General features: G+C 43.9%; 23 protein-coding genes and 2 pseudogenes. 16 read left to right on the top strand and 9 right to left on the bottom strand.

Annotated elements, in window-relative coordinates; all coding sequences use genetic code 11:
- Positions 1-27 precede the first annotated feature (27 nt).
- The 4 genes from K1M91_RS18870 (at position 28) to K1M91_RS18855 (ending at position 2,184) form a co-directional block, all read left to right on the top strand.
- A complete protein-coding gene (locus tag K1M91_RS18870; RefSeq protein ID WP_232803813.1) occupies positions 28-525 on the top strand; it encodes a hypothetical protein in 498 nt (165 codons plus the stop codon).
- A 9-nt stretch (positions 526-534) separates the two neighbouring features.
- Positions 535-1,068 (top strand): DUF308 domain-containing protein, encoded by a 534-nt coding sequence (locus K1M91_RS18865; RefSeq protein WP_232803812.1) that lies wholly within the window; start codon positions 535-537, stop codon positions 1,066-1,068.
- 74 nt (positions 1,069-1,142) lie between these two features.
- Positions 1,143-1,433: a hypothetical protein gene (locus tag K1M91_RS18860; protein ID WP_232803811.1), complete on the top strand. Its 291-nt coding sequence runs from the start codon at positions 1,143-1,145 to the stop codon at positions 1,431-1,433.
- A gap of 370 nt (positions 1,434-1,803) precedes the next feature.
- Positions 1,804-2,184 carry a hypothetical protein gene (locus K1M91_RS18855; protein WP_232803810.1) on the top strand — a complete coding sequence of 127 codons (381 nt, stop codon included), beginning with the start codon at positions 1,804-1,806 and terminating at the stop codon, positions 2,182-2,184.
- A gap of 156 nt (positions 2,185-2,340) precedes the next feature.
- On the opposite strand, the gene K1M91_RS18850 is transcribed toward K1M91_RS18855, so the two are convergent.
- A complete protein-coding gene (locus tag K1M91_RS18850) occupies positions 2,341-3,555 on the bottom strand; it encodes an alanine--glyoxylate aminotransferase family protein (protein WP_232803809.1) in 1,215 nt (404 codons plus the stop codon).
- 217 nt (positions 3,556-3,772) lie between these two features.
- Between K1M91_RS18850 and K1M91_RS18845 the strand changes: the two genes are divergently transcribed.
- A complete protein-coding gene (locus K1M91_RS18845) occupies positions 3,773-4,369 on the top strand; it encodes a response regulator (protein WP_232803808.1) in 597 nt (198 codons plus the stop codon).
- A 59-nt stretch (positions 4,370-4,428) separates the two neighbouring features.
- Positions 4,429-8,040: an ATP-binding protein gene (locus K1M91_RS18840; protein ID WP_232803807.1), complete on the top strand. Its 3,612-nt coding sequence runs from the start codon at positions 4,429-4,431 to the stop codon at positions 8,038-8,040.
- A 93-nt stretch (positions 8,041-8,133) separates the two neighbouring features.
- Here K1M91_RS18840 and K1M91_RS18835 read toward each other — a convergent pair whose 3' ends face one another.
- On the bottom strand, positions 8,134-9,501 hold the full coding sequence (locus K1M91_RS18835) for an L-serine ammonia-lyase (RefSeq protein ID WP_232803806.1): 1,368 nt from the start codon (positions 9,499-9,501) through the stop codon (positions 8,134-8,136).
- 59 nt (positions 9,502-9,560) lie between these two features.
- Entirely contained in the window at positions 9,561-10,889 is a 1,329-nt protein-coding gene (locus K1M91_RS18830; protein ID WP_232803805.1) for a serine/threonine transporter, read from the bottom strand.
- Between the two features lie 416 nt (positions 10,890-11,305).
- Between K1M91_RS18830 and K1M91_RS18825 the strand changes: the two genes are divergently transcribed.
- Positions 11,306-11,692, top strand: a complete 387-nt coding sequence (locus K1M91_RS18825) for a MerR family transcriptional regulator (RefSeq protein WP_232803804.1) — start codon at positions 11,306-11,308, stop codon at positions 11,690-11,692.
- Here the strand turns inward: K1M91_RS18825 and K1M91_RS18820 are convergent.
- Positions 11,689-12,465 carry an SDR family oxidoreductase gene (locus tag K1M91_RS18820; protein WP_232803803.1) on the bottom strand — a complete coding sequence of 259 codons (777 nt, stop codon included), beginning with the start codon at positions 12,463-12,465 and terminating at the stop codon, positions 11,689-11,691. The genes K1M91_RS18825 and K1M91_RS18820 overlap by 4 nt on opposite strands.
- A gap of 450 nt (positions 12,466-12,915) precedes the next feature.
- Complete coding sequence (locus tag K1M91_RS18815) at positions 12,916-14,079, bottom strand: twin-arginine translocation pathway signal protein (protein ID WP_232803802.1); 1,164 nt, start codon at positions 14,077-14,079, stop codon at positions 12,916-12,918.
- Positions 14,080-14,175: 96 nt separating this feature from the next.
- Here K1M91_RS18815 and K1M91_RS18810 point away from each other — a divergent pair, with 96 nt between their 5' ends.
- From K1M91_RS18810 to K1M91_RS18785, 6 genes are all read left to right on the top strand, one after another.
- Complete coding sequence (locus tag K1M91_RS18810; RefSeq protein WP_232803801.1) at positions 14,176-14,634, top strand: MarR family winged helix-turn-helix transcriptional regulator; 459 nt, start codon at positions 14,176-14,178, stop codon at positions 14,632-14,634.
- Positions 14,635-14,778: 144 nt separating this feature from the next.
- Positions 14,779-16,857, top strand: coding sequence for an Ig-like domain-containing protein (locus tag K1M91_RS18805; RefSeq protein WP_232803800.1), 2,079 nt, complete (start codon positions 14,779-14,781; stop codon positions 16,855-16,857).
- A 198-nt stretch (positions 16,858-17,055) separates the two neighbouring features.
- Complete coding sequence (locus tag K1M91_RS18800) at positions 17,056-17,508, top strand: hypothetical protein (protein ID WP_232803799.1); 453 nt, start codon at positions 17,056-17,058, stop codon at positions 17,506-17,508.
- 208 nt (positions 17,509-17,716) lie between these two features.
- On the top strand, positions 17,717-17,887 hold the full coding sequence (locus tag K1M91_RS18795; protein WP_232803798.1) for a hypothetical protein: 171 nt from the start codon (positions 17,717-17,719) through the stop codon (positions 17,885-17,887).
- Positions 17,888-17,976: 89 nt separating this feature from the next.
- Positions 17,977-18,879: an RHS repeat-associated core domain-containing protein gene (locus K1M91_RS21470; RefSeq protein WP_282561191.1), complete on the top strand. Its 903-nt coding sequence runs from the start codon at positions 17,977-17,979 to the stop codon at positions 18,877-18,879.
- Positions 18,880-18,895: 16 nt separating this feature from the next.
- A complete protein-coding gene (locus K1M91_RS18785; RefSeq protein WP_232803797.1) occupies positions 18,896-19,522 on the top strand; it encodes a hypothetical protein in 627 nt (208 codons plus the stop codon).
- Between the two features lie 356 nt (positions 19,523-19,878).
- On the opposite strand, the gene K1M91_RS18780 is transcribed toward K1M91_RS18785, so the two are convergent.
- Both K1M91_RS18780 and K1M91_RS18775 read right to left on the bottom strand, forming a co-directional pair.
- Positions 19,879-20,217 (bottom strand): hypothetical protein, encoded by a 339-nt coding sequence (locus tag K1M91_RS18780; protein WP_232803796.1) that lies wholly within the window; start codon positions 20,215-20,217, stop codon positions 19,879-19,881.
- 42 nt (positions 20,218-20,259) lie between these two features.
- Positions 20,260-20,418: a hypothetical protein gene (locus K1M91_RS18775; RefSeq protein ID WP_232803795.1), complete on the bottom strand. Its 159-nt coding sequence runs from the start codon at positions 20,416-20,418 to the stop codon at positions 20,260-20,262.
- 168 nt (positions 20,419-20,586) lie between these two features.
- Between K1M91_RS18775 and K1M91_RS18770 the strand changes: the two genes are divergently transcribed.
- A complete protein-coding gene (locus tag K1M91_RS18770; protein ID WP_232803794.1) occupies positions 20,587-20,994 on the top strand; it encodes a hypothetical protein in 408 nt (135 codons plus the stop codon).
- Positions 20,995-21,444: 450 nt separating this feature from the next.
- On the opposite strand, the gene K1M91_RS18765 is transcribed toward K1M91_RS18770, so the two are convergent.
- A complete protein-coding gene (locus tag K1M91_RS18765) occupies positions 21,445-21,684 on the bottom strand; it encodes a hypothetical protein (RefSeq protein ID WP_348983279.1) in 240 nt (79 codons plus the stop codon).
- Positions 21,685-21,892: 208 nt separating this feature from the next.
- On the opposite strand from K1M91_RS18765, the pseudogene K1M91_RS21555 reads away from it, so the two are divergent.
- Both K1M91_RS21555 and K1M91_RS18755 read left to right on the top strand, forming a co-directional pair.
- A pseudogene (locus K1M91_RS21555) lies at positions 21,893-22,573 on the top strand (RHS repeat-associated core domain-containing protein); the annotation flags it as partial.
- 12 nt (positions 22,574-22,585) lie between these two features.
- The gene (locus tag K1M91_RS18755; RefSeq protein WP_232803793.1) at positions 22,586-23,026 is read left to right on the top strand and encodes a hypothetical protein; all 441 of its coding nucleotides are present in this window, start codon (positions 22,586-22,588) and stop codon (positions 23,024-23,026) included.
- Between the two features lie 457 nt (positions 23,027-23,483).
- On the opposite strand, the pseudogene K1M91_RS18750 reads toward K1M91_RS18755, so the two are convergent.
- Positions 23,484-23,990 (bottom strand): annotated as a pseudogene (locus K1M91_RS18750) (alpha-amylase family glycosyl hydrolase); the annotation flags it as partial.

Raw genomic sequence — 23,990 nt, 5'->3', positions numbered from 1 at the left:
CATTCAATCCGTTTAAATGAGCGCCACATGAACCAGATTTCTTTTGATTTAAGCCTATTGCAAACCATGTTAGCCGAAGCGCAAAAAGCACCTTTGCTGACGCCTACTTATGATGATTTATGGAATCCAGATTGCTACCCCGGTGGCGAATTACTCGATGAATCAGGGCAGACAGAAGGTGAGGTTGTGCTTAGTGGCGATGAATTTTGGCCTGGTTGGCAGCACATTGTACAAGACAAAATTAAGCCTCAACTCATTCTAATGGCCGAAGGTATTCATGGTATCTATATCATTAACAATGTCGGCGGTGATATTGCTCCAGTTGAGCGCGGTATGATTTGCTTTGCCAAAGGATTTAATCCGAAAACGCATCCACAACAACTAAAGCAACAACAGCGTATGTTTGGTAAAGATGGCCACGCTTTTGTGGTGCCTCTTAAGTGGCTGGAAATTTCGGCTAACGCAGGTAAAAAGTCACTGGTTATTGATGTTAGCGATACTGAATGTGAATTGTCACTAGACTAAGGAAATAGTATGCAGCTCTACACGAACATCCCTAAAGAATTAACTGGTCAGGCCAAAACTGCGGCGATGATCATGATGGTGATTGGCGCTTTATCTATGATTTTACCGGTTTACTTTGCAACCTTGTCGGTATTGATCTTAGGTGGGGCGGTATTGGCTTGTGGTGTACTGGGCTTCGCATATAACCGTTACTTAAACCAAAGAGGGGTAACGAATACGAGCAATTTAGTTCCTATTCTTTTTGTGTTGCTGGGGGTGTTATTGCTCTTTATGCCGGCACTGACTCTTTCGGTCGCAGGTTTTATTATTGGCGCTAGCTTGATATTTTCTGGGTTGATGGGCTGGTTCGCCGAGCGCCGAATTGTAAACCCATCTTTTTGGTGGCAGTTACGCCATGGTATTACCGCAGTGTTAGGCTTGATTTTAATCTTGTCTGGCGCCAATGGGGCTGCATGGTTGATTGGCGTTATATTTGGTTTAAATATGCTTATTGCTGGTGCTAACGTTTGGATTGCGATCGCGGGGCAGCAACGTAGTATATAAATAATTGCAAATGATAACCATTACTATTAGCCTTGTTGCATCAATCACTGTTTTGCTGCAACAAGGACTCGCTCATGGCCCAGATCCCACCCTTCTCTCGTTCAAATCAATCAAATAAACACACCAAAGTGCAAATTGAGCTTGATGAAATGATATTGGCGCGCCTATTTGCTCACGGGCATTTATGCGCTGCCGAGATCAGTTGCCTGAATCTCAGCTCTAAGCAAGCGATTTGGCAACTGTGTTTACAAGCTTGTGGCGAATGTCTCGATACAAAAACAAGAGATGGCGAAAATCGTCCAGCGTGGGAAAAGCTACCTAGGTTAAACAAGCCTGTAAGAACCCTCTCTCGAACTGATGCTTAGCCGCGCGCTATGTTGTAAAATTTTGATAAACAAGCCGAAATCTTGGTAATCGAATGAGTGTGTCATAACACACACTTGATTTGGCCGTGTAGGGCTTATACCCAACAATGTTTAGCTGTACAAAAAATAACCTAAAAAGGTGGGTGTTTCCATCTATGCTTGAATGAGTTCAATAGACTGGACAAGTAAGCTAGCTCTAGGCGGTGGCGATTAGGTGTTATTCGCAGTAAAGGTGAGTAAATGGCTAACTTATTGATGTTGTTTACGTGTAAGTAAATGACCGCAGCAAAGGATGGTGCAATAAAAGTGTCGTGATCATCATGCAGCATATGATGGTTGAAAATTGGCTTAACCAACCGGAGTGATCCCTGTGCCTCATTTAGTGCTCGAATACTCACACAATTTAACCCACACTTTTGATTCAGCTAAATTATTAATGGAACTGCATCAAGAAGTGGTCAGCAGTGAGTTATTTGCTAGTCAAGATATTCATATTCGTAGTCAAGATTACAGCCAATACTTGGTAGGGGGGCGCTTGGCTAGTTTTGTTCACTTGGCTGTTGTGGTTGAGCCGCGCCATGATTTTGGTGAAAAAAAGCGTTTGTCTAACGCTTTGCTGGCGGTGTTAGCGGCCACATTTCCTAAAGTAGAGCATGTTGATGTTGAAACGCGAGAAGCTGAACATAGTTGTGTCAGTCAATCGCGAGTGGCTTTACAAGCGGTCGATAAAGAGCGTATGTATTGTAATTAGCCGAGTCTTGGATAAGCGAAATAGCATGCTTTGCGTTTGCATCCCTGAAAACGAAATTTTGCCGTAAACATACTTTATCTGGCAGCGTTGGGCTGAAACAAAGTAGGGGTAATCGAAGGACAAACTTAGGCCTAGTCGCCTAAGTTTGCTTGGGGGCTATATATTAACGCTGAAGGATTGGCTAAGTGGCTGTAAGCTAGATTCAAGTGCAGCCACGCCATTAGGTAAATCTACTTCTTTGCCAAGTGCTTTCATGCTCGACCCAAAAGCATGTACAGTTCGGAACAAGTTATGAGCACGACTTTGTTCACCCATTTGACCAATACGTACAATATTGGGGCCAAATGAACCAGAGATTTCGACTTTGTAGTGGCTCGACATAAAATTCAGAAGTTCCATTGAGTTTATGTTGTCGGGCATATTGATGCCGACCACTGAATTAAGCCGCGCAGGCTGCGGTACAAACAGCGAAAGTCCCATGGCTTCAATGCTCGCCTGCAGTGCCACCGAACAAATTAAATGGCGTTCGAAGCGCTTAGGTAAGGTTTCGTTACAAACTAACCGCAGCGCTTCATGTAGCGCTAAAATGCCGGATACGGGCGCAGTGTAATGGTATGATTTTTTATACCAAAATTGGTCGGCTAATTTGGCGTCTAAACACCAGTGTCTTAGTGTCTCTTTCCGCTCATTGATTACTTGCCAAGCCTGATCAGAAAATGCCACTAACGACACGCCGGGAATAGAGGATAAGCCTTTTTGGCCACCAGTGATCACGGCATCAATATGCCATTTGTCCATTTCCAATGGCATGGTGCTTAGGGTACAGACCGCATCAACTATCACTAAGCAATGATGTTTTTTAGCCAGCGCACAAATTTCAGGAAGTGAGCGATTAAAAACGGTGTTTGAGGTTTCACCTTGGACGATGGTAAGTACTTTAGGTTGAAACTCACTAAGTAGGCGGGCCACTTCTTCAACATTCGCAAACTCACCGTTGGGTACAGTATAACGTTGTACATTTGCTTGTGAACGAGTGGCCATTTCAGCTAAACGCGAACTGAAGAAACCGTTACAAATACTTAACACTTTGTCATCTGGTTGGATCAGGTTGACTATCGCCATTTCCATCGCCGCAGAGCCAGGACCCGCAACACCGAGTATGTGTTGTGACTCAGTTTGGAACACATAGCGCGCCATCGCTTTGACTTGCTCTATGATTTGCGCCATGGTGTTGCCTAAGTGGTTAATCACGATGGAGTTCGCTGAGGCAACTTTAGCCGGAATGGGAACAGGCCCAGCCCCCATCATCAATAATGGTTCGTCGGGTAAAATGTTGTCCAAAGGAACGATATTAGGCACTTGGATATACATGGCGCGGGTCCTTAAATGGCAAGCGTCAGCTCAAAAGCTAAAAATTTTTTCATTTTAGCGGGTATTAGTAACTAGGTTAAGCTAATAAATAGCTAATATGTTATATAAAAGAAAAAAGACTGTGGTTTGTGTCGGAAAATATACCAAAGAGTATTCGCGGCTAATTACCATTTTCATTATACTCACTCGCAGTAAAGAGGTTGAATCAGGGACGGATATGGCAAACTCGCAAAAACCAGAATCATTACCATATTTAACGCCAACTCAAGTGGCGGAAAAATTTAAGGTGTCGCCGATCACGGTGCGCCAATGGTCAAGTAGTGGCAAACTTAAGTGTCAAACCACCCCCGGTGGACATCGGCGTTATTTACCTGAAGATGTCGCCGAGTTTGCAAAAAACGCGGGTATATCATTAGATGAGTTAAGCTCTGGCCCGTGTCGCATTATGATTGTGGAAGACGATTCACAATTAGCGCATTTATTACAAGAATTTATTGGTTCATACGATGATACATTTGAAGTGTATCTTGCTCCAGACGGCTTTCGTGCCGGTGAATTATTACATACATTAAAGCCAGATTTGATCTTGCTGGATTTAATGATGCCGGGAATGAATGGTTTTGAGGTTTGTGAGCGAATTAAACGCAGTTCAGCGACGCGCAATATTAAGGTTGTCGCGATGACTGGCTTTAGCTCTGAGCATAACGTGACACGGATCCTGAATGCTGGTGCTGAAACGTGTTTGAAAAAACCGATCGACTTTGCGCTTTTACGCGACATTCTCGCGGAGTGTAACAGCAAAAAAACTGCCTAATCATGTTGTATAGGCCAAACAAGCCGGCACAATAATTGCGCCGAGTTTGAGGCAATATCATGTCTAAATTAAACAATCTACATTGGGTAGCCATGGTTATTTTAACCATGGCTATTGCGCTTATTTTTCAGGGGGTGCTACTCTCGAATGTTAAGCGTGACTATCAAACGGGATATTCTCACACCATAGGTTTACTGGAGGAGCAAAGTGCCGATATTGAACGCGCCTTAACCACTTATGCCCACGACGATCCCAGCCAAGTAAAGCAAGCTATAGTATCTGCTATGTCCCTTAAGGGATTGAGGAAAATCATTGTCTTAAATACCAAAAACAAAGTTATTTTCGCCAATAACAGTATCTGGTTGAATAATGATGTTATTCAGCTGGTTGAATATATTCCAAACTTAGCCCTGTCGAGTAATTTATACTTCAAAAAGCAGTTTTTACTCAGTGAAGATGAAAGCCTGCTTTTTTACACTAAGACTTACGACTTACCGTTTAGCGGCCCGTTAAGTGAAGTTCGTATATATTTTGAATATGAGTTTCTCGAACCAGAATCGCTTTTTTGGCAGTATGCCAAGTTCTCTCTTAACACCACCTCTATTGTATTATTGATATTAGCATTGGCATTTGTTACATGGTTCTACCGTGCCACCTTAATACCATTAAAACGCTTATCATATGCTTTACAAAACCATGGCAAAAGCAAAGAGCGATTGCTACTCGATGAACAAGGCGTGGCGCAAATAAGGCGTATTACACGGTTGTTTAATAATATTTATCACCGACAAAATAAAGCGCAAGAACAAGCTCAGCAACAGCTGCAGCAGCATTTAGCTATTTTCGCAGCTATTGCTGATGGGGTGATTTTGCTTAACGAAAAAGGCCATGTATTGGCACTGAACCCTGCCGCTTGTCGTTTATTTCAAGGTACTGAGACATCATTAATGGGGCGCCATTTATCTCAGTTACCTGGCAATGCCGGAGAATTGGCAGGGGTGCTGAAACGCGTGCAGCAGGATGGCTTGGCATTAGATTTCGCCGATCAGCTTAACTTCATGTTTGACTCATCTGTTGTACATATTGCAGGCAAAATCAGTCGCTTAGATGCTCAGCCTCCGCAGTACCTTGTTTGCTTGCAAGATACTTCAGCAAAACAATATTTAGAAACCGCTATCGCTACCTTATCTGATGTCGCCGCGACAGCCGATCCCTTGCAGCATATCTGCAATAGTGTCGCTAATGCCCTCAAGATGCCTTGGGTTTATATCATGCGTCGAGAAGCGGGTAGTGAACGACTATACCTATTATCAGGTTGTCAGAACCAACAGTTCGCGGGTCAAGCTGAGCTTGCTTTTAGCCCACTGTATGAGCTATTTCATCGCGGTGATATCTTGGTGATGGGGGAAAAAATTAACCAAGCGTTTGCCAGTGACCCCTTTATTAAAGGGCACCATATTAAAACCTTTTTTGCCATGCCGTTACATGATGAAAAAGGAGCGGTATCGGCCGCTTTATGTGCGATGCATTATAAAAAATATGAGTCGTCTACTGCGTTGGATCTGCTGCGTATCGCCGCACGTAGGGTTGAGTTGGAAATGCAGTACAAAGCACAAGATAAGCAATTACGTGCATCGGATACATCATTGCGCCAGCTGCTCGATAATGTGCCGCACATGGTCAGTATTCGTAACCAGCAGCATCAAATCCAAATTGAAAACCTTGCAGCGCGTCATTTTCGTCATCAACTTAAAGAAGATCAAAACAGTCAGTTAACCGCACAATCTGTGATATTGGCAGAAAAAGTTCGCCAAGGCGAAACCTTACGCGAGATCAGAAAGAGTGTCGACAAAGAAGGCTTATTACGGTTTCATGAGGTGGTTTGCGCCCCTTACCATCAGATCAATAGCAGCCAAGAAATGACCTTAGAGGTGGCAACGGATGTCACCGAACTGATGCAAGCTAAAACCACGTTGCAGAAAAAAGTGAATATTCTTGATGCCCTTAATGAAGTTCACCGAATTTTGGTGGCGCAAGAAGATGAGTCACAGTTATTACTCGATATTTGCCAAATATTAGCCAAGAAGCTGGACTTCCCATTAGTTTGGGCTGGGCAGGTAAAAGATGAGGAGGTATCAGAGCTTACCTTGATCGCGGCATTTAGCCAAATGGAGCAGGCAGATGTTTTTATTAAAGAAAATTGTCTCGATGATTTAGGCGTTTATCGTGCAGCGGTACAGTCGCAGCATGTACAGCGGCTGGATAATTTAGCCGAACAAACTCATCCGCCAGTCAATCATCAACTTGCTTTAATGGGGCTGAAGTCGCTAATGGTTGTGCCCATTTTACGTAATGAGCATGTGACCCAAGTCATCTGTATTTATGGTTCTAAATCTTACTATTTTGACCAAGATGACGAGCTTATATTTAATCAATTGGGGCTCGATCTTTCCCTGGCTATTGAGCATCAGCAGACAGCGGCAAGCAAGCGACAGCTTGAGCTGCAATTAATGCAAACACAAAAAATGGAAGCCATCGGTCAGTTAACCGCCGGTGTCGCTCATGATTTTAACAATATACTGGCGAGTATTTTAGGCTTCACTGAGCTCTCATTGATGCGCGTTAGTTTAGAGAATGAAAAGGTGGGTGATTACCTTAAACAGGTGATTACTGCCGGTAAACGCGCGCAAGATTTAGTGGCACAGATGCTGGCGTTTAGTCGGCCCAATGAGCAGTTCCATCAAGCGGCGGTGCCGTTAACATTAGCTATGGCCCTTAAAGAAGGTTGCCGTATGCTTAATGCGACCTTGAGCAAAGAAATAAACCTAAAATTCGAAATTGGCAATAACGCCAATCAGACTGTCGCAATCACCCCAACCGAGTTCCATCAAGTGCTAATGAATCTGGTGCTTAATGCACGTGATGCGATGAATGGTGAAGGTGTCATTAAAGTTAATCTTGATCATTTAACCGACTCTGGTTTGCTGGAGTGTCGTTCTTGTCGCAGTGCTTTCCAAGGAGAATTCTTGGTGTTATCGGTGACGGATCATGGCTCAGGAATGGAAGAGGCGGTGGTGCGAAATATTTTCTCGCCTTTTTATACCACCAAGGAAGTGGGTAAAGGCACGGGTATGGGGTTATCTGTGATCCACGGTTTGGTGCATAATTTGGGTGGTCACATTCAAGTGAAGAGTAGCCCAGGGCAAGGTAGTTTATTTCAAGTCTACTTTCCTGTGAGCAAAAGTTTAGCCATGCCAATTGAAGCGCCAGTATCCAGTGTGATGAAATACCCAAGCTTGCGCAATAAGCGAGTATTGTTGGTAGATGATGAATCGAGCATTGTAGAATTTTTAACAGATTTATTAACCGCTGCAGAAGTCAGTGTTAGTTCCTATCGCGACGGTCAATCGGCATTAAATGCCTTTATGGCGGAGCCTCATTCATTTGATTTAGTGATCACCGATGTGATGATGCCTAAAATGACGGGATTGGAATTAGCGCAGCACATCACTCAACACAATACCTTAGTGCCCGTTGTGGCTATTAGTGGTGATGATATGTCGCACTACGATGGCGATGATCAGGTATTTATCGCCACAGTAGAAAAGCCCTTTTCATCGGCTAAGTTTATGCGCACCTTGGCTGACTTATTTACCCCAGTATCGGCATGATTAAGTGATGCACGTTGGCCATTCAGCTCAGTTTGGCAGTAATAGAATTTGCGTTTTCATTACTGAAAACGCAAATACATGCTCATGAATGATTTAAGTGCAAGTAAACGCAATTTTTATTGCTAATCCGCCTTGGGATGTTTCGCGATATTTTGCGTTCATGTCTTTACCTGTTTCGTACATAGTCTCAATGACTTTGTCTAACGATACGCGAGCTTCTGAATTTCTGCGTAGCGCCATCCGAGATGCGTTAACTGCTTTCATTGATGAAATGGCATTACGTTCAATACAAGGTACTTGTACTTGGCCAGCAACAGGATCGCAAGTTAATCCCAAGTGATGCTCCATAGCGATTTCAGCTGCAGCAGCCACTTGCATGGGGCTGCCACCCATGAGCTCTGTTAGCCCCGCGGCAGCCATTGAGCAGGACACTCCCACTTCGCCTTGGCAGCCTACTTCTGCCCCTGAAATAGATGCGTTACGCTTATATAAAATACCCACTGCCGCGCAAGCTAAGAAAAAGCGTGTATATTGCTCGGTGCCAACGGGTTCAATAAATTTGTCGTAGTAAGACAATACTGCAGGAATAATGCCTGCTGCACCATTAGTTGGCGCGGTTACAACACGTCCACCTGCGGCGTTTTCTTCGCTCACAGCTAAGGCAAACATATTTACCCAATCGATAATAATCATCGGGTCAACATTGTGATTGCCCGAGGTTGACAGCATACGAAATAGAGCTGGTGCACGGCGTGGCACGCGCAATGGACCTGCAAGGACGCCTTCGGTGCGACAGCCGCGATCGATACCTTCTTTCATCGTTAGCCAGATTTTACCAAAAGCCGTTACGATACTTTCACGATCACGTAAGTGCTGTTCGTTACGCATCATTAAAGTACTGATGCTTAAGCCATGTTGCACACATTGATCGATCAGTTGTGCCGCAGAATCAAATGGATAAGGAACAGTCACATCACTGATTAAATCTTTACCGAAACTCTCTTCATCGACAATAAAGCCACCGCCAACAGAGTAATAGGTTTTGCTATAAGCGAGCTCATCACCTTTAAAAGCATGAATTTTCATGCCGTTTTCATGTAAAGGTAAAGCTTGGCTAATAAAGCTTAGTGCGTCATTTTTAAAGCTCACTGTGTGACAGTGTAAGCCAATTGGTAGCTGTTCTGTGGTTGCGACGCGCTCAAGAAAATCAGGAATGGTATCTAAGTCAACATTATCTGGGCTAAATCCGCCAAGACCTAAAATAATGGCTGTATCGGTATTATGGCCTTTACCTGTTAGGGCTAACGACCCGTGTACGTCAACGGTGATGGCGGTGATATCTTTGATTATTTCTTTTGCGATTAAATCATCCACAAACTGTTTGGCGGCTTTCATCGGGCCGACTGTGTGTGAACTGGATGGGCCAATGCCAATTTTAAAGATATCGAATGCGCTATACATAATGCGTTCCTTTACTAATTTGGGCCGATTTATCGACCCTTATGCTATTGGACTATTTATTAAGCAAGAAGTTTAAAAACAATTGCTGAAATAGCCACTAGACCCATAGTGGTGATAAATACATTAGCGATTGTGCCTTGGTATTTCGCCATTGCAGGTACTCGTTTAATTGCATACATAGGCATTAAGAATAGGATAGTGGCGATAATTGGGCCGCCTAAATCTTCTATCATGCCTAGTACACTTGGGTTAATGACGGCCACAATCCACAGGGTGATGATCATAAAGCCGATGGTGAATAGGTTTACTTTTTTCTTGTCCACAGTTTTACCCATGGCTTTAGCTTGTTTGATGATGATGCCATTCATGCCTTCACGGGCACCTAAGTAGTGGCCAAAGAACGATGAAACGATAGCAACAAACGCCACAACCGGACCAAAGTAAGCAATGATTGGACTGCCGTGTACGTTAGCAAGATAAGATAGCACTGGCAGGTTTGCGGCTTTGGCTTCAACTAACATTTCAGGGCTAAGGCTTAGTACCACTGAAAATACGAAGAACATAACAAAGCCCAATAACATGGCAGAAGTACGTTTTAAAATGGCATCTGATTTAGCGACAGCTGCATCGCCATATTGCTCACGTTGTTTGCGCGCAAAGCTGCTAACAGCTGGAGAATGGTTAAATGCGAATACTAATACAGGAATGGTTAACCATAGGGTTGTGGTGAAATCCATTACGCTTGGCGCTTGGCTAATTGCTGCGAAGTTCCAATCAGGGATAAGAAAGAGTGACATACCAGCAAGGATCGCAACCAGTGGGTAAACCAAAAACTGAGTGATTTTTAACATCAGCTTTTCGCCAGCCATCATCACCGACATCATGCCTAAAATCAGAGTAATCGAGAGTAACCAGCGTGGTAATGACTCGATACCGAGTTGGTTAACCATAAAGCTATCCACGGTGTTGGTGATCCCCACGCCGTAAATCAATACGATGGGGTAGATAGCAAAGAAATACAGCAAGGTGATAAGTTTGCCGGCGCCAGTGCCAAAATGCTCTTCTACCACGTCAGTGATATCGGCTTTAGGATTGCTTGACGAAAGGACAAATCGAGATAGGTTGCGGTGTGCAAAGTAAGTCATTGGGCCAACTAACACCGCCATTGCGAGTAGTGGCCAGAATCCACCTAAGCCCGCGTTAATGGGTAAAAATAAAATCCCCGCACCAACGGCGGTACCAAATAAGCTGAGTACCCAAGTGGTATCAACCTTGTTCCAACTGTTTACTGAAAGTTTAGTTGTGGCATTAGATGCATTACTCTCAGAGCTTGTGGGCGTGTTAATCGGCGCGGTTGTGTGCGCACTTGCCATGGTTTTCTGATTCATATTTCCACCTTGCTAAATAGAGGGCGACGATAGTTAGTTTTATATCTATTCCTAATCGCACCCGAGTTATTATTTTTAAGGTGAGTGCGTCTGTAATAGAAACTATAAGAAGCCGCTTGCGACCGATATAAGGGAAAACCCGTAACCGTCTTGGGAGGGTATATAGCCTATTCAGGCCTAGTATTTAAAACTGTTTAAATTCATGATTTTATGCCATTTATGTGGGTTTTGTTACGGTATCGCATCAGCACTTTTGTTACAGATATGTGATCTATCGCAAGCGGCCTGAACAATGTCATTTATTCGAGCCAGTGATCACGATTAAAGGTTGATATTTAGGCATGTCACCGCCATCAATTAAATAATACTGGGTCGGCGGCAATTAAAGCGTGGCCATTAAGGAGAGCAATGCAGTTATGTATATTGGTGAGCTAGCTAAGTTATCAGGGGTGAGTATTAAAGCTATTCGACATTATGAAGTCATTGGCTTAATTAGATCGCCGCTGCGACAAGGCAAATATCGAGTTTATGATGCCAGTTTTGTCGATGTGTTGGCGATGATAAAACTGGCGAAAAGTTTAGGCTTCACCCTTGAAGAATTAAAGCAGATTGCCTCAGCGAAAACCCAGCAGGGTTTGGTGCCGATGGACTTATTACGTCAAGCAATCGACAGCAAGCGCGTACTATTGCAACAGCAACAAACGGCAATATTGCAAAAGCTCGACGGCTTGTCTGAGCTCGAGCAAAGCGTTGCGCGTTACAACGCTTGCTTGCTAACTTCATTGGCAAAACCGACGTCTTAGGCTTTTTCCATCGCATTTTGATAGATCTTGAGTATGGTATTTCTTGCTAACAAGCGGTTAAGGAATACGTAAAACTTATTCTCACAAAATGGGATTTCACGCATCTTCCCTTTAAATAAGGCCTTGAGACCAAGTTGAGCGACTTTTTCGGGGGTAGCTCGGTGTTTTTCGGCGAAGGTGCCTTGACCATTTTTGGTATCATCTTGGCCATTAAAGGTGAAAAATCGGGTGGCAGTGCGCCCAGGAGAAAGGCAGCTGATAGTCACATTCTTGTCTTTCATTTCCATCGCCAGCGCTTCGGTAAAGCTGCTTAAGTAGGCCTTGCTAGCGGCGTAAGCGGCAAAGTAGGGCTGAGGTTGATAGGCGGCTGTAGAAGCAACATTCAGCATATGCCCACCACCTTGGCAGGCCATTTTTTGCGCAAAGTAGCTGCTCAATTTGGTTGTTGCGGCAATGTTCAGTGCTAGCATGGCATCGATCTCGGCTTCATTCTGTTCAAGATGCTTACCAAATAAGCCAAAACCGGCATTGTTGATGGCAACGGCGATGGGCGCGTTAAATTGTTCCAGCCGCATAATGGTTTCATTTAACTGCTCAGTCTTAGATAAGTCAGCTGTGATGGTGAACCTAACATGAGGTAAATCTTGTTGCAGTTGCTGTAACATCGCTTGGTTTCGGCCATGTAAAATTAAGGCGTAACCTTGTTGCGAAAGTTGTTTAGCAAAGGCTAATCCGATCCCTGATGTGGCGCCGCTAATAAATGCTGTCTTCATGCTTTAATTGTTCTCTATGATTGACTAGAGATGCCATCATAAAGCCTCCCCTATAGGGGAGAGTCAAGGGAAGGAGCAGATATACCCCTATACTTTTTGCGTTTTCATCCCTGAAAACGAAATTTTGCAGTAAATATACTCTCTCCGACCGTAATTGGCTTATACCCAAGTTACCTCAAGATGCTTGTTCAGCGAGAATTTGTAGGCTGTTAGGCGCGACGCTGATTTGAGACATAGTTATTCTACGTTAAAAATCAGCAACAAAGCATAACAGCCTACAAAACTCGCCCTTTGGGAGTCGCTCATTATGTTCATTTTTTCGTTAAAAAGCATTGAAAGGGCTGACCATTCCTTCAGCTTTTTGCCTCAAACTGAACATAATGAGCGGCTCTGAATCCCGCATCTTGAGGTGTCTTGGGTATAAGCAAAACTGAGGTTAGTTAATGTTGTTTATGCCGTTAAGATAAGGTCTTTGACTAAACGTCTTGGCGTATGCGCCGTGGCAGCGGCTTTACCTAAACGCACCAGCATTTGCACCGTGTCTGATTCGGCAATATTAAAGTGTTGCTTAAATGCTTGTTGCAGCGGCAGCATGTCGGGGTATTCTTGCAGCACTTGGCTCATAGGATGCTGCGCTAACCCCATCGCGGTGGTGGTTAAATTAAGGCGGCAGTAATCGCGGCCAATTTTAACTTGATCAAGGCGACTGTTGGTTTTGGTGGTTAGCCAAGCAAAGGTGCTGGTGGATTGGCTGGCCGAGCGAGCTACTTCGACACTTTGTTTGCCAAAATCACTCGGATCCTTTTCGGTGCTCGCGCGATCAAGAATAAAGGTTTCCGCGACGAATTTTTTGATTCCAGTGACGCCAGAGTGGGCGAGGCCAAAGCCATCGCGGTATTTGGTCACTTCGGCATCGTTAAAGCGAAACATCTTAATGGTTTCCATGTCTCTTGCTTTATTGCCTACTTCAATCTGCATCGCTTCGGTCAGCATTTGTTGCATATAAGTTTGCTGCTCTTTGCCATCTACTAGGGTTAATTGACCGCTGCTGCTATTTGCCCACAGCGTAAGTTGCGCCTTTTGTTTTGGTGTCAGCAAGCTATTGTCGTACTCACGCTTGTTCGACTGGCGAGTAAGCAGGTGAGAAAACAGGGGATCAGTTGCCATGTCATTTTGCTCTAGCAACGTGATCCGAGCGACTGGAAGATCTTCAATGACCAGGTTGCTGTACTCGCCATCTGGGAAGTAGTCGATATCGGCCTGATAACCATAAGCGGTAGCGGCGATACTTAAGGTTTCTAAAAAAGTGCCTTGGCCAATGTGAATTTGCCGTGCATAAGGGTCGGTTTCTGGTAATAAGCGCGCCTGATCAACAAACAAATCAAAGCTGTTAGGGCTGTGTAATTTAATCAGCCAAGGCTGTTTATTATGTGGATTAGGGCAAAGAATGGCGTAAGCCAATACCTTTAAGCGAATATCTTTTTCATCGGCTGCTGGCCCATTCCAGCCAAAATCGACTGCGGCGCTGCCGTCAGAGCAACCCAGTAGCGTGCTGCTAAAGGTGGTAGCAGCGGCGCCCACTCCAATCATTTTGATAAAACCTCGACGATCCATAGTAATACTCCTAAGCAACTTTTCGAATATTTACATTCCTAGGAATTTAAATTAGTATTCCTTGGAATGTTTGTCAATGCTTGTGCGGGAGGAAGCATGAATTTAACAGAGCAAAAGCAGCAGCGGATCATAATACAGCTAGGGATTATTCAGCAGTTAATGACCACGCGTACTCATCAGCTGTTTAAGAATTTCAGCATTAATCCGTCAGAATTTTCACTATTGAGTCATTTCAGCCATCAGCCAACGCGCAGCTGGACCATTTCTGAATTAGCGAATGTGATGGAAATGAATCAGCCTGGCATTACCAAGCTGGTCGCCAGTTTGCTTGATAAATCGGCTCTCCATGCCGAGGTTGATGCGCAAGATAAGCGTAAACGTCATTTAACTATTACTAAGCAAGGATTGAATTTGTGCGGTGAGATCATGCAAAAGCTACAACCTGACATCAGTGCTTGCTTTGCCGATTGGCAAGACCAAGAGTTAGATCAACTGCTGGCAACCAGTGAAAAAATGATGCGTTGGCTAGATGATAATCGGTTGAAAGATAATTGATGTAGTTTTAGGGGGGGTTATCACGCTCATAGTTGAGCCGGCCTAGTGGGATAATGCTGCATCACGTTTTCTTTATATTTAGTTGATGATTGGAGTTTGGCTTCATATACTCATCCATTTCTTTATTAATAAAAAGGTTTTGGTTTGAAAAAAGTCCTCGTTTTATCCACGTTGTTTTTATCGCCCCTAACATTCGCTAATTCAGTGATAACCCTAAACAGTGATCCGGGTGATTGGATTGGTGGTGGTCAATCACACACGTTAAACGGTGAATTTACTAGTTCGATTGAAGCTGGGAAAATTACTATTTCTCACCCGAGTGGTTTTAACTTCACTTTTAGACCCCCTAATGATCGTAATTTAGCTCCCGGCGCTTACCTTAATGCTGAGCGTGATGCCTTTAAGGGGCCTTTTAATGCAGGTATGGCTGTAGGGGCAACGGGTCGTGGTTGTAACAAAATAAGTGGTGAATTTTATATTTACGAAATGGACTTAAATACTTCGGCCCCCAGCTTAGCGCTGGATTTTGTGCAGTACTGTGATTCAACAGATAACAAACTTGAGGGAAGTATTCGTATCAATAATGATGCGCTTATACCCTACCAGTTGCCGTTAGCTGTGATTCAAAAAAATGCAGGTCAAGTGGTTGAAGGCGGTGATTTAGTACTTGATGGCTCGCGTTCTAAATCAAACACCAGCACGATTGATAGTTATTACTGGGAATACGTGAGTGGTCCTACTATTAGTATTATAAATCCAACGGCAGCACAAACTCAGATAGCCTTTGCCAACGATATTGCGTTGGGCGGTGAAGATCTCACGTTGAAGTTATCGGTAACAGATAGTCAGGGCTTACCGGCGACAACAATTGAAACCTTTCATGTTGCTAGTAAAAGTGATCCTCGTTCATTTTTTACTATGCGCAGTAGCAATGGTGACTATATTGGTCAAGGCAAAGTATGGAACTATGATTCTGCCAATAGCCTGATGACTGCACGTAACAATTACGACAACGGGGTTTCTGTTTCGATTCAAGGTAGTGAAAGTTGGACAGCAAATTTTGCTGCTGCTGATGAAGCGCAGTTAACTTCAGGTCGTTATTTGGACGCCACTCGTTTTCCATTTCAGGCTGCTGGCGTGGCTGGCTTGAGTGTTTCGGGTGACGGCCGTGGTTGTAATAAAAGCATCGGTAACTTTGAGGTGCTACAGCTAGCGTGGAGCAAAGGCCAACCCGAGCAGTTTTCAGCCACCTTTGAGCAGCGCTGTGAGAATTCTGCAGCGCTACTCAAGGGCGAAATCGCGATCAATGCACTGCATCCAAGCGTGCCAAGTGCAAATGCTGGTGAAAGCATTACTGTTACAGAGCATAAGATCGTTAATCTAAATGGCTCAGGCTCTTTTGATCGATTAGGTGAGCTGGCTAGTTATCAGTGGTCAGCAAGTGGCTTAACCATTACAAACGCTCAGGACTCTAGAGCCCACTTTATTGCTCCTGCATTAGCAGATAGGGAGCAGAGTCAAACCTTTGATGTGCAACTGCTAGTGAAAGATAACGAAGGCTATCAAGCTAACGATATCGTTACAGTAACGGTATTAGCTGATAACCAAGCCCCTTTGGCTGTCAATGATCAAGTTGAGGTAATCGCGGGTGAGGCAACAGAATTGACTCCTCTCGATAATGACGTTGACCCAGATGGTACCCTGCAACAGGATTCCATCGTCATTAAAGCGCAACCTCAGTTTGGCTCAGTCGCTGTTAATGCACAGGGGGTACTAACATATACGGCAACGGATTTAGCCCAAGAAAGCGATCGCTTAACTTATGTGGTGTTGGATAATGATGGCGCAGAGTCAAATGTAGCGACCATTGAGGTTGTGATTAAAGCCAAGGTTGTAGAGCCTAACTGGCCTGAGTTTGTGCTTGGTAAAACAGTGGTAAAAAATGGTGATATCGTGGCGTATAACGGCGGTTGTTACCAAGCCAAAAATAATCCCGGTTTGTGGGAAGCCCCGAAAGCAAACTCATGGTTCTGGGAGCAAATTGCTTGCGACACCAGTGTTGATCCAACGGAGCCAGATCTACTAGCTTGGCAGACTAACCAAGCCTATAACGCTGGGGATGTGGTCACCTATTCAGGGCTTAAATTTCAAGCCAGATGGTGGACCAAGGGAGTACAGCCTGACCCCTCTAATATTTGGGGCGTTTGGAAAAAGCTAGACTAACCTGAGATCTGCTTAAGCAACCTTTAAAGTAGTTAGCTTTGGAGCAATTAGATTAAGGTGTGGCTTGTTGTCCTTAAAACAATAAGCCACCAACCCTCAACCCTGCGAGTAAATTCAACATTAGGTACCCAGACGATGAGTGCTCCGTTCCGATTCACATACCAAGTCAATATGTAAATATAGGGAGTTGCACTTGTGATGAAAAGTTTGACAGAGAGCTGGGTTGTCGACTCAGATAAAATGTGTATTCGTGATACTTCAGGTGCCCGAGTTTATAGAGAGTTTGACTATGGCTCAAATGAGCATACCTGGAAGTATGAAAATGCAAGTAAAACTAAAGCATTGGATGGGTTGAGATACTTCTACCACACAGAAGGTGTTTTTTTACTAAAAGCTTTGAGGACACGATTTAACATGAGTAATCCTGAAGTGTGCTTAATGATCAACAGCGAGGTTGAGCGGGAAAAAAAAGTGAAGAATAACGCGTCACCAACTAACTTTGATTGTGATGACTTAGCCATGATCATTTTGAACGAGCTTCCAACTAGAGAAATTAGCGTTGCTGAGTTGGAGGGGATTCTCAACGGTAATGAGTATTGTGAGCCGTGGATTCCAAGCTTCCTAAGAACTGCGCTAAGCAGAAAAAAGTAATCAGGATTGTGTTAAATCGGAACACTTCCGTTGCTTTTGTTACATAAGGTAACGGCTTAACCTAGAAACCATTACCGACACCAATAACCAAGCGGAGTCGGCAGAATACAGTTATTACCCTAACAACCGCTTAAATACGGAAAGTATCGACCGTGCGGACCAAACCTATGCTTATGATGGTGTGGGTAACCGTACCCAAGATAGAAACATGTCTGGTTACCAGCTGCGCATGGCCAGCTGGGAGCACATCAACAACTACGATTACCAGCCTGAATCTAACCTATTGATAGCGGTTAACGGCGGCGTGGTCAGTCACGATGAAGTGTGTAATCGGATATTCATGGCCATAGCTATAGCTATAATGGCGAAGGGCGCCTAACCACGGTCACCACCGCAGAGAAACAAGCCAGATATCACTATAATGGCATTGGTGAGCGAACCATTAAGTATGTTGGCTCAGATACTTACTTGTATTACTACAACACCGCAGGCCAGCTACTTGAGACGCAATACTACCAAGGCGCTACGCAGATTTGGTCAAAACAAATTATCTGGCTGGGTAGCCTGCCACTGGCACAAGTAACACAAAATGCCACCGGCAATGAAATAGTGTACCTGCATGTAGACCATTTAAACACACCGCGCAAGGCCACCAATAGCCAGCAACAAGTAGTTTGGCAATGGTCATCGGATGCTTACGGCAATGGCGCCGCCAATGAAGACGTGGATGGCGACCAGCAGTTAACGCAAATTGACCTGCGTTTTCCGGGGCAACTATTTGATGCGGAATCGGGGTTGTATTATAACTACTATCGTTATTACGACCCGAAGACGGGGCGCTACATCACCAGTGACCCGATTGGGCTAAATGGTGGGATTAATACCTTTGCTTATGTAGGTGGAAATCCGGTTAGCAGTATCGACCCTAAAGGTCTATGGGTATGGGTTGTTATTCCAGGGGTATGTGCAGCTGGCGGGTGTGAAGCTGGTTTGGTTACTATAGGATGTGTATTTACTCCTGGTTGTAGAGATTTGTTTACCCCGCAAGGCGACGGGTTCGAAGATCCAAACTCTTACATGGCGTATGGGGATGAAGGGCATAGGTATGAGAATGATCTTTTAGATAATCCTCCTGCTCCATATGGCTTTTTTGGTGGTAACGATAACTGTGATGAGAATCGAAGAAACTTAGAGTACCTGCGCAAAAGGCTGGAGCGGCAAACTCGAAACAAGGACGCTGCTGATCAACGGTTTGGAACAGGTAACCAGGTAGAAGCCTTTAAGCATAAAGAAAGGGTCAGAAGAATTAAAGCTAAAATCAAAGAGTATGAAAAAGCTGTAAAAGACTGCCCTCCAGATAATTGCACATAATAATTGAGGTAAACTGATGCGGTTAGATTTAAATAGCGCTTTAGGTGAGTTAGCGAATGACTATTTTTACGTCAATGCGTTTGCAGTAAAGCGACATTCTTATTGGATAGCTTGCGGTGAGTTTATCAGGAAAGATACTAAAGAGTTATGCACACATTGCTTTCAAAGGCGGGTCTCGTCGGTGGAGGAAGCAGAGCAAGTACTGGGGCATTTCTTTGCGGAGCAAGCAGAACGATTAGTTAAGCCGACTGATTGGGAGCGGCCTGATGAGGTCAGGTTGCTTGTCAATCGACAGGTTTCATATGAAATTGAGCGCCGTGACATGATGCTGGCAGCTTCAGATAGGTTTCAGAGTGTTGGGTATGATGAGTCGAAGTTTTTTGAAACTGTTAACAAACTCGCAGATTTACAGCACAGCCATACTCTAGAAGTACAGGGTAAGCTGGCAAGTCTGTCTGAGAGTGAAGTGATTCAACTTGTAGGTGATGAAGGCGTCTATTGTTACCGATTAGGCAATGAAGAACCAGGAGATCGTGATCTCGCTAAATATCATTTGTTCTTTTACCTATTGAAGCCATCTGAGCGAGCTAGAATTTCCCACAAAGAGTTTGTTAAAGAGAACTTCGATTCGAGTGACAGCTAGATAGTCTCTTGTTGTCGGAACTAGCGAACAGCTATCACTTTCCCTTATGTCAAGGCCTTGAACTGAAAAGTGAGAGGTCTTTTTAATTGTACTAGCTCAGACTTGATCTGACAGTTACCTATTTTAATATAAAATACCGGACAGCCATCTAAATAACCAGGCTATTTGATGGCGCAAAAAGCCAGCGATGATGGCTAGATCTGCTTTAAATATTCGCTGTTGATTCATTAATGGATGCAAGGGTAGGCTAAAATGCTATTAGAAATCCGTAGCTCTGACTGGATGTGTGATATTTAGGTGCGATCAATCCTGCCTGTTAAGCAAGTTACGCAGTTAGTTTGTGCAGCTTAAAAATGTTATCCTAATCCACTCAGTCGGTTACACGCTGCTTGGCTTTTAAACCGTCCTTTCCAAAAATGGCCCTTGCATTTATCTTCTTGGTTGGCTCTGCGGGCAATATCTTCATTTAAACAACGCATAAACCAGCTGATGTCCTTAAGGCGTTTACGCCATTTTGCAATCAACTCAGCAACCACTTCTTGTTGAGCATTGCTTTGTTGTTTACCCACTCGCCAATCACCCACCAACATGGGCGTAGCAAACAATTGTTGCCAGCGCTCCACGACGTCAACATCTGATAAATCACGGTTATCGGCTAAATTAATGTGCAAAATCAGATGGTAATGATTACTCATAATGGCGTAAGCACAGATATCTATGGTAAAAACACTGGTGAGTTATTTGATTTTATCCAACAGCCAAGGCTTGCGGTGTTCGTAACTTTTTTGGGTGTAGTGGTCGATGCCACATAAAAAAGCGCGACGCACGCAGCGGCTGGTGACATGGTAGTAAGTCGTTGATTCAGGACAAATCAACTGCTTGCGAGATAAAGTCATGGCCACATCCTGCTCACTAAGTGGTTTGTAAACTATGGCTCAGGACATGAGTTAGTGCAAAAAGAGATGGGTGTCCTGTTACTTCGTTAATTGAATCAACTTGGTTCCCAGGGAAACTTTCAGATGCATTTAACGATGTAAGTGTAAAAAAATAAATGAGTTTGAGAAATGACTGAAAATAGTAAACATGGACTTATGGCAACCTTCGTTAGCTCTGCTTTGATATGGGGTTGGATCAGTATTCTTCACCAACCCTACCCAGCGCTACTATTTGTTGTTATTCAAGCTGCTAGTGTGGCGACAGTAGCCTGTGTAACAGCAAAAAACTCAAAGCGAACGGCCTGGAAGTTTATGGCTTTCTTTTTCGGCGGTTGGATTCTAAGTTTCGTGATTAGCTTTGTTCTTTGGGGGGCCTATGCCCCTGAGTTTGTCTCTGCATTAGCGGAGCAGCTAGACTCAGGCACTTTTATCGAAAATCTAATACCCTGGGTGGGCTTCTCATTCCTATATGGGGGAGCTCTACAGAGTACAGCCGTATATTATATGTTCAGTCACCCATATAAAACATCGAAATAGACTCTTAGATTTTCTGTTTTAGTTCAGCATCTAAGCTCTGCTGCTTTTATTGTTGCTAAGGTGCGCTAATCACCGAGAGCCCTTAGCAATGGTTATATAAGTAACACCTCTGTTCAGGACACACTCCCTTAAAGAGTGAATAGAAAATCTTTTTTTGTTCATTTTCGCTTTGTATGCCATCAGCTTTGAGTGAAAGCAGAGGCGAATAAGCTAAGCATTGGTACAAAATACCGGACAGCCATCTAAATAACCAAGCTATTTGATGGCCTAAAAAGCCAGCGAAAAAGGCTAGATCTGCTGTAAAGATTCGCTGCTGATTCATTAATGGATGCAAGGGTGGGCTAAAATGCTATTAGAAATCCGTAGCTCTGACTGGATGTGTGATATTTAGGTGCGATCAATCCTGCCTGTTAAGCAAGTTACGCAGTTAGTTTGTGCAGCTTAAAAATGTTATCCTAATCCACTCAGTCGGTTACACGCTGCTTGGCTTTTAAACCGTCCTTCCCAAAAATGGCCCATGCATTTATCTTCTTGATTGGCTCTGCGGGTAATATCTTCATTTAAACAACGCATAAACCAGCTGATGTCCTTAAGGCGTTTGTGCCACTTTGCAATCAACTCAGCAACCACCTCTTGTTGAGCATTGCTTTGTTGTTTACCCACTCGCCAATCATCCATCAACATGGGCATAGCAAACAATTGCTGCCAGGGCAATTGTTATCTGTACTCATATTCTGTTAGTGATGGTTTGGGGTTTATATATACGTTGGGTGAAGATCATAAAATCGGTGGTGATGAATTATCAACAGATTTAGTCATCCTCGTTGAACTAAATTGTACTAGCCAATAGCTAACAAATCAGCAAGTAGTTTGGCAATGGTCATCGGATGCTTACGGCAATGGCGCCGCCAATGAAGATGTGGATGGCGACCAGCAGCTTACGCAAATTGACCTGCGTTTTCCGGGGCAAATATTTGATGCGGAATCAGGGCTGTATTATAACTACTATCGTTATTACGACCCGAAGACGGGGCGCTACATTACCAGTGATCCGATTGGGCTAGCGGGCGGGATTAATACGTTTGCTTATGTGGGAGGGAATCCGATTCGCAATGTCGACCCACTGGGGCTTGATATAGTTGATTTCTTGGGGGAGCCAGAGAGGCCTATTATTGATAATTTTGGCTATATGAGAAGAGATAAAAGTACACTTTACGTTTGGGGCCATAACGAAGAGAAAGGGTTTGCAGACTCAAGAGGATCAAATGAGTTGTTTCTATCCCCTCAGGAACTATATGATGAATTGTCCCCAGCCTTAAAGTCGAACAATTATGACAGAGTAGTTCTTGTTGGTTGCAATACATCAACGAACCCTAATTTTAAGGGAGATTTTGCTCAAGAGTTTGCCAATATATCCGGATTGCCTACGGCTGGGGCAACGAACTACTACTTCTTCTGGGGGATGCTGGGAGACTATAAACCAAGAGGTATTTATGGAATGGACTTTTTGGAGAGGCTTGAGCCTAGTGAGCCAGGGCAAACAGTGCTAAGGGATCCGTGTGATACCTGCTCACAATAGATGGATAAAACAATGAAGTGGACTTTAATCTTAGGCTTTATTCTGGTGTCTGTGGGTTTAAGCGGGTATGAGTATTCTCGTAGGGTCCCTTCCCTGAATACGTCAATGGTACTAGAAGATAGCATTTATAGACTTGACGGTTCGATGACCATTACTTTTTTGGACAAAAATGGGAAAAGGTTATACTTAATTTTGCGTAAGGTTGATTCTAAGCTAGAGCTTCATTACGCCCATTTCCCTGGATTTCGACCATTGGTTCATCACGCTAAAAAGGGAAGTGAGGTGGAGAGGAGAGTTATTGACAACCTTAACGATTGGTCTTTAGTTCAGTCCACTTCAAGCTTTGAAAAACTGTATTTAGAGTCAGGGGGGGAAACAAAATTTGAAGGAGGCAAGCGAGTCGCTGATGCCTATTATTTTTATCAGATGCTAAAAAGCAGGAGCAGAAATTAGCGGCCCCCCCCCTTAACTATCCCATCATATGAGCCAGATACGGAATACTAATGGGACATTCATAACTTTTTCGGAATAAGGGCCTCGCACTGAAAACTGCGGGGCGGAAAATACCGGACAGCCATCTAAATAACCAAGCTATTTGATGGCGCAAAAAGCCAGCGAAAAAAGCTAGATCTGCTGTAAAGATTTGCCGCTGGTTCATTAATAGATGGAATTTTTGCTAAATGCTATTAGAAATCCGTAGCACTGACTGGATGTGTAATTTTTAGGTGTTATCAATCCTGCCTGTTAAGCAAGTTAAGCAAGTTAAGCAAGTTAAGCAAGTTAAGCAAGTTAAGCAAGTTAAGCAAGTTAAGTAAGTTAAGCAAGTTAAGCAAGTTAAGTAAGTTAAGCAAGTTAAGCAAGTTAAGTAAGTTAAGCAAGTGACGCAGTTAGTTGGTGTAGCTGGAAAAAATTAGCCAAACCCACTCAGTTGGTTACATGCTGCTTGGCCACGGGTCCAGCAGTGGCCTGCTCGGATGCTATGTGCGGTGAGGTGTTCCCAGCTGCCTGCAGCGATGCCAAAGCTACGGCTAAAGTGGCTGACAAGTTGCAGCCAGCTATCTTGCTCAATGCCCAGCTCGTGCAAAAGCTTTGGTTGATTGGCGGGAATGTAGCCACGCTTATCATCACGAATGGCGCGCCCTGTCCAGTCGACTAATTGCAGGTACTCATCAAAATAGAACGGAATTTCATGGGGTTGACGTGAATCAAATTGATGTTCGAAGGGTAACAGTTCGGATTTCGTAATCTTATTGGCATCCTGCTTTGCTTTATATTGCTGTATGCGCTCATAAATTGAGGTGAATTCCTGGTCTTCGATGCGCTGGCACATATCGGCACGTATTGGATTTAAATCGACATAAGTCATGCACGTTAGCAGCGCTTTCTCATCCAGCAAGGCTTGGCTTTTAAACCGTCC

Origin of the sequence: Motilimonas sp. E26, from assembly GCF_021278025.1 — a bacterium.
GTDB lineage: Bacteria > Pseudomonadota > Gammaproteobacteria > Enterobacterales > CBDFNC01 > Motilimonas.
This window is presented reverse-complemented; position numbering and strand designations above follow the sequence as displayed.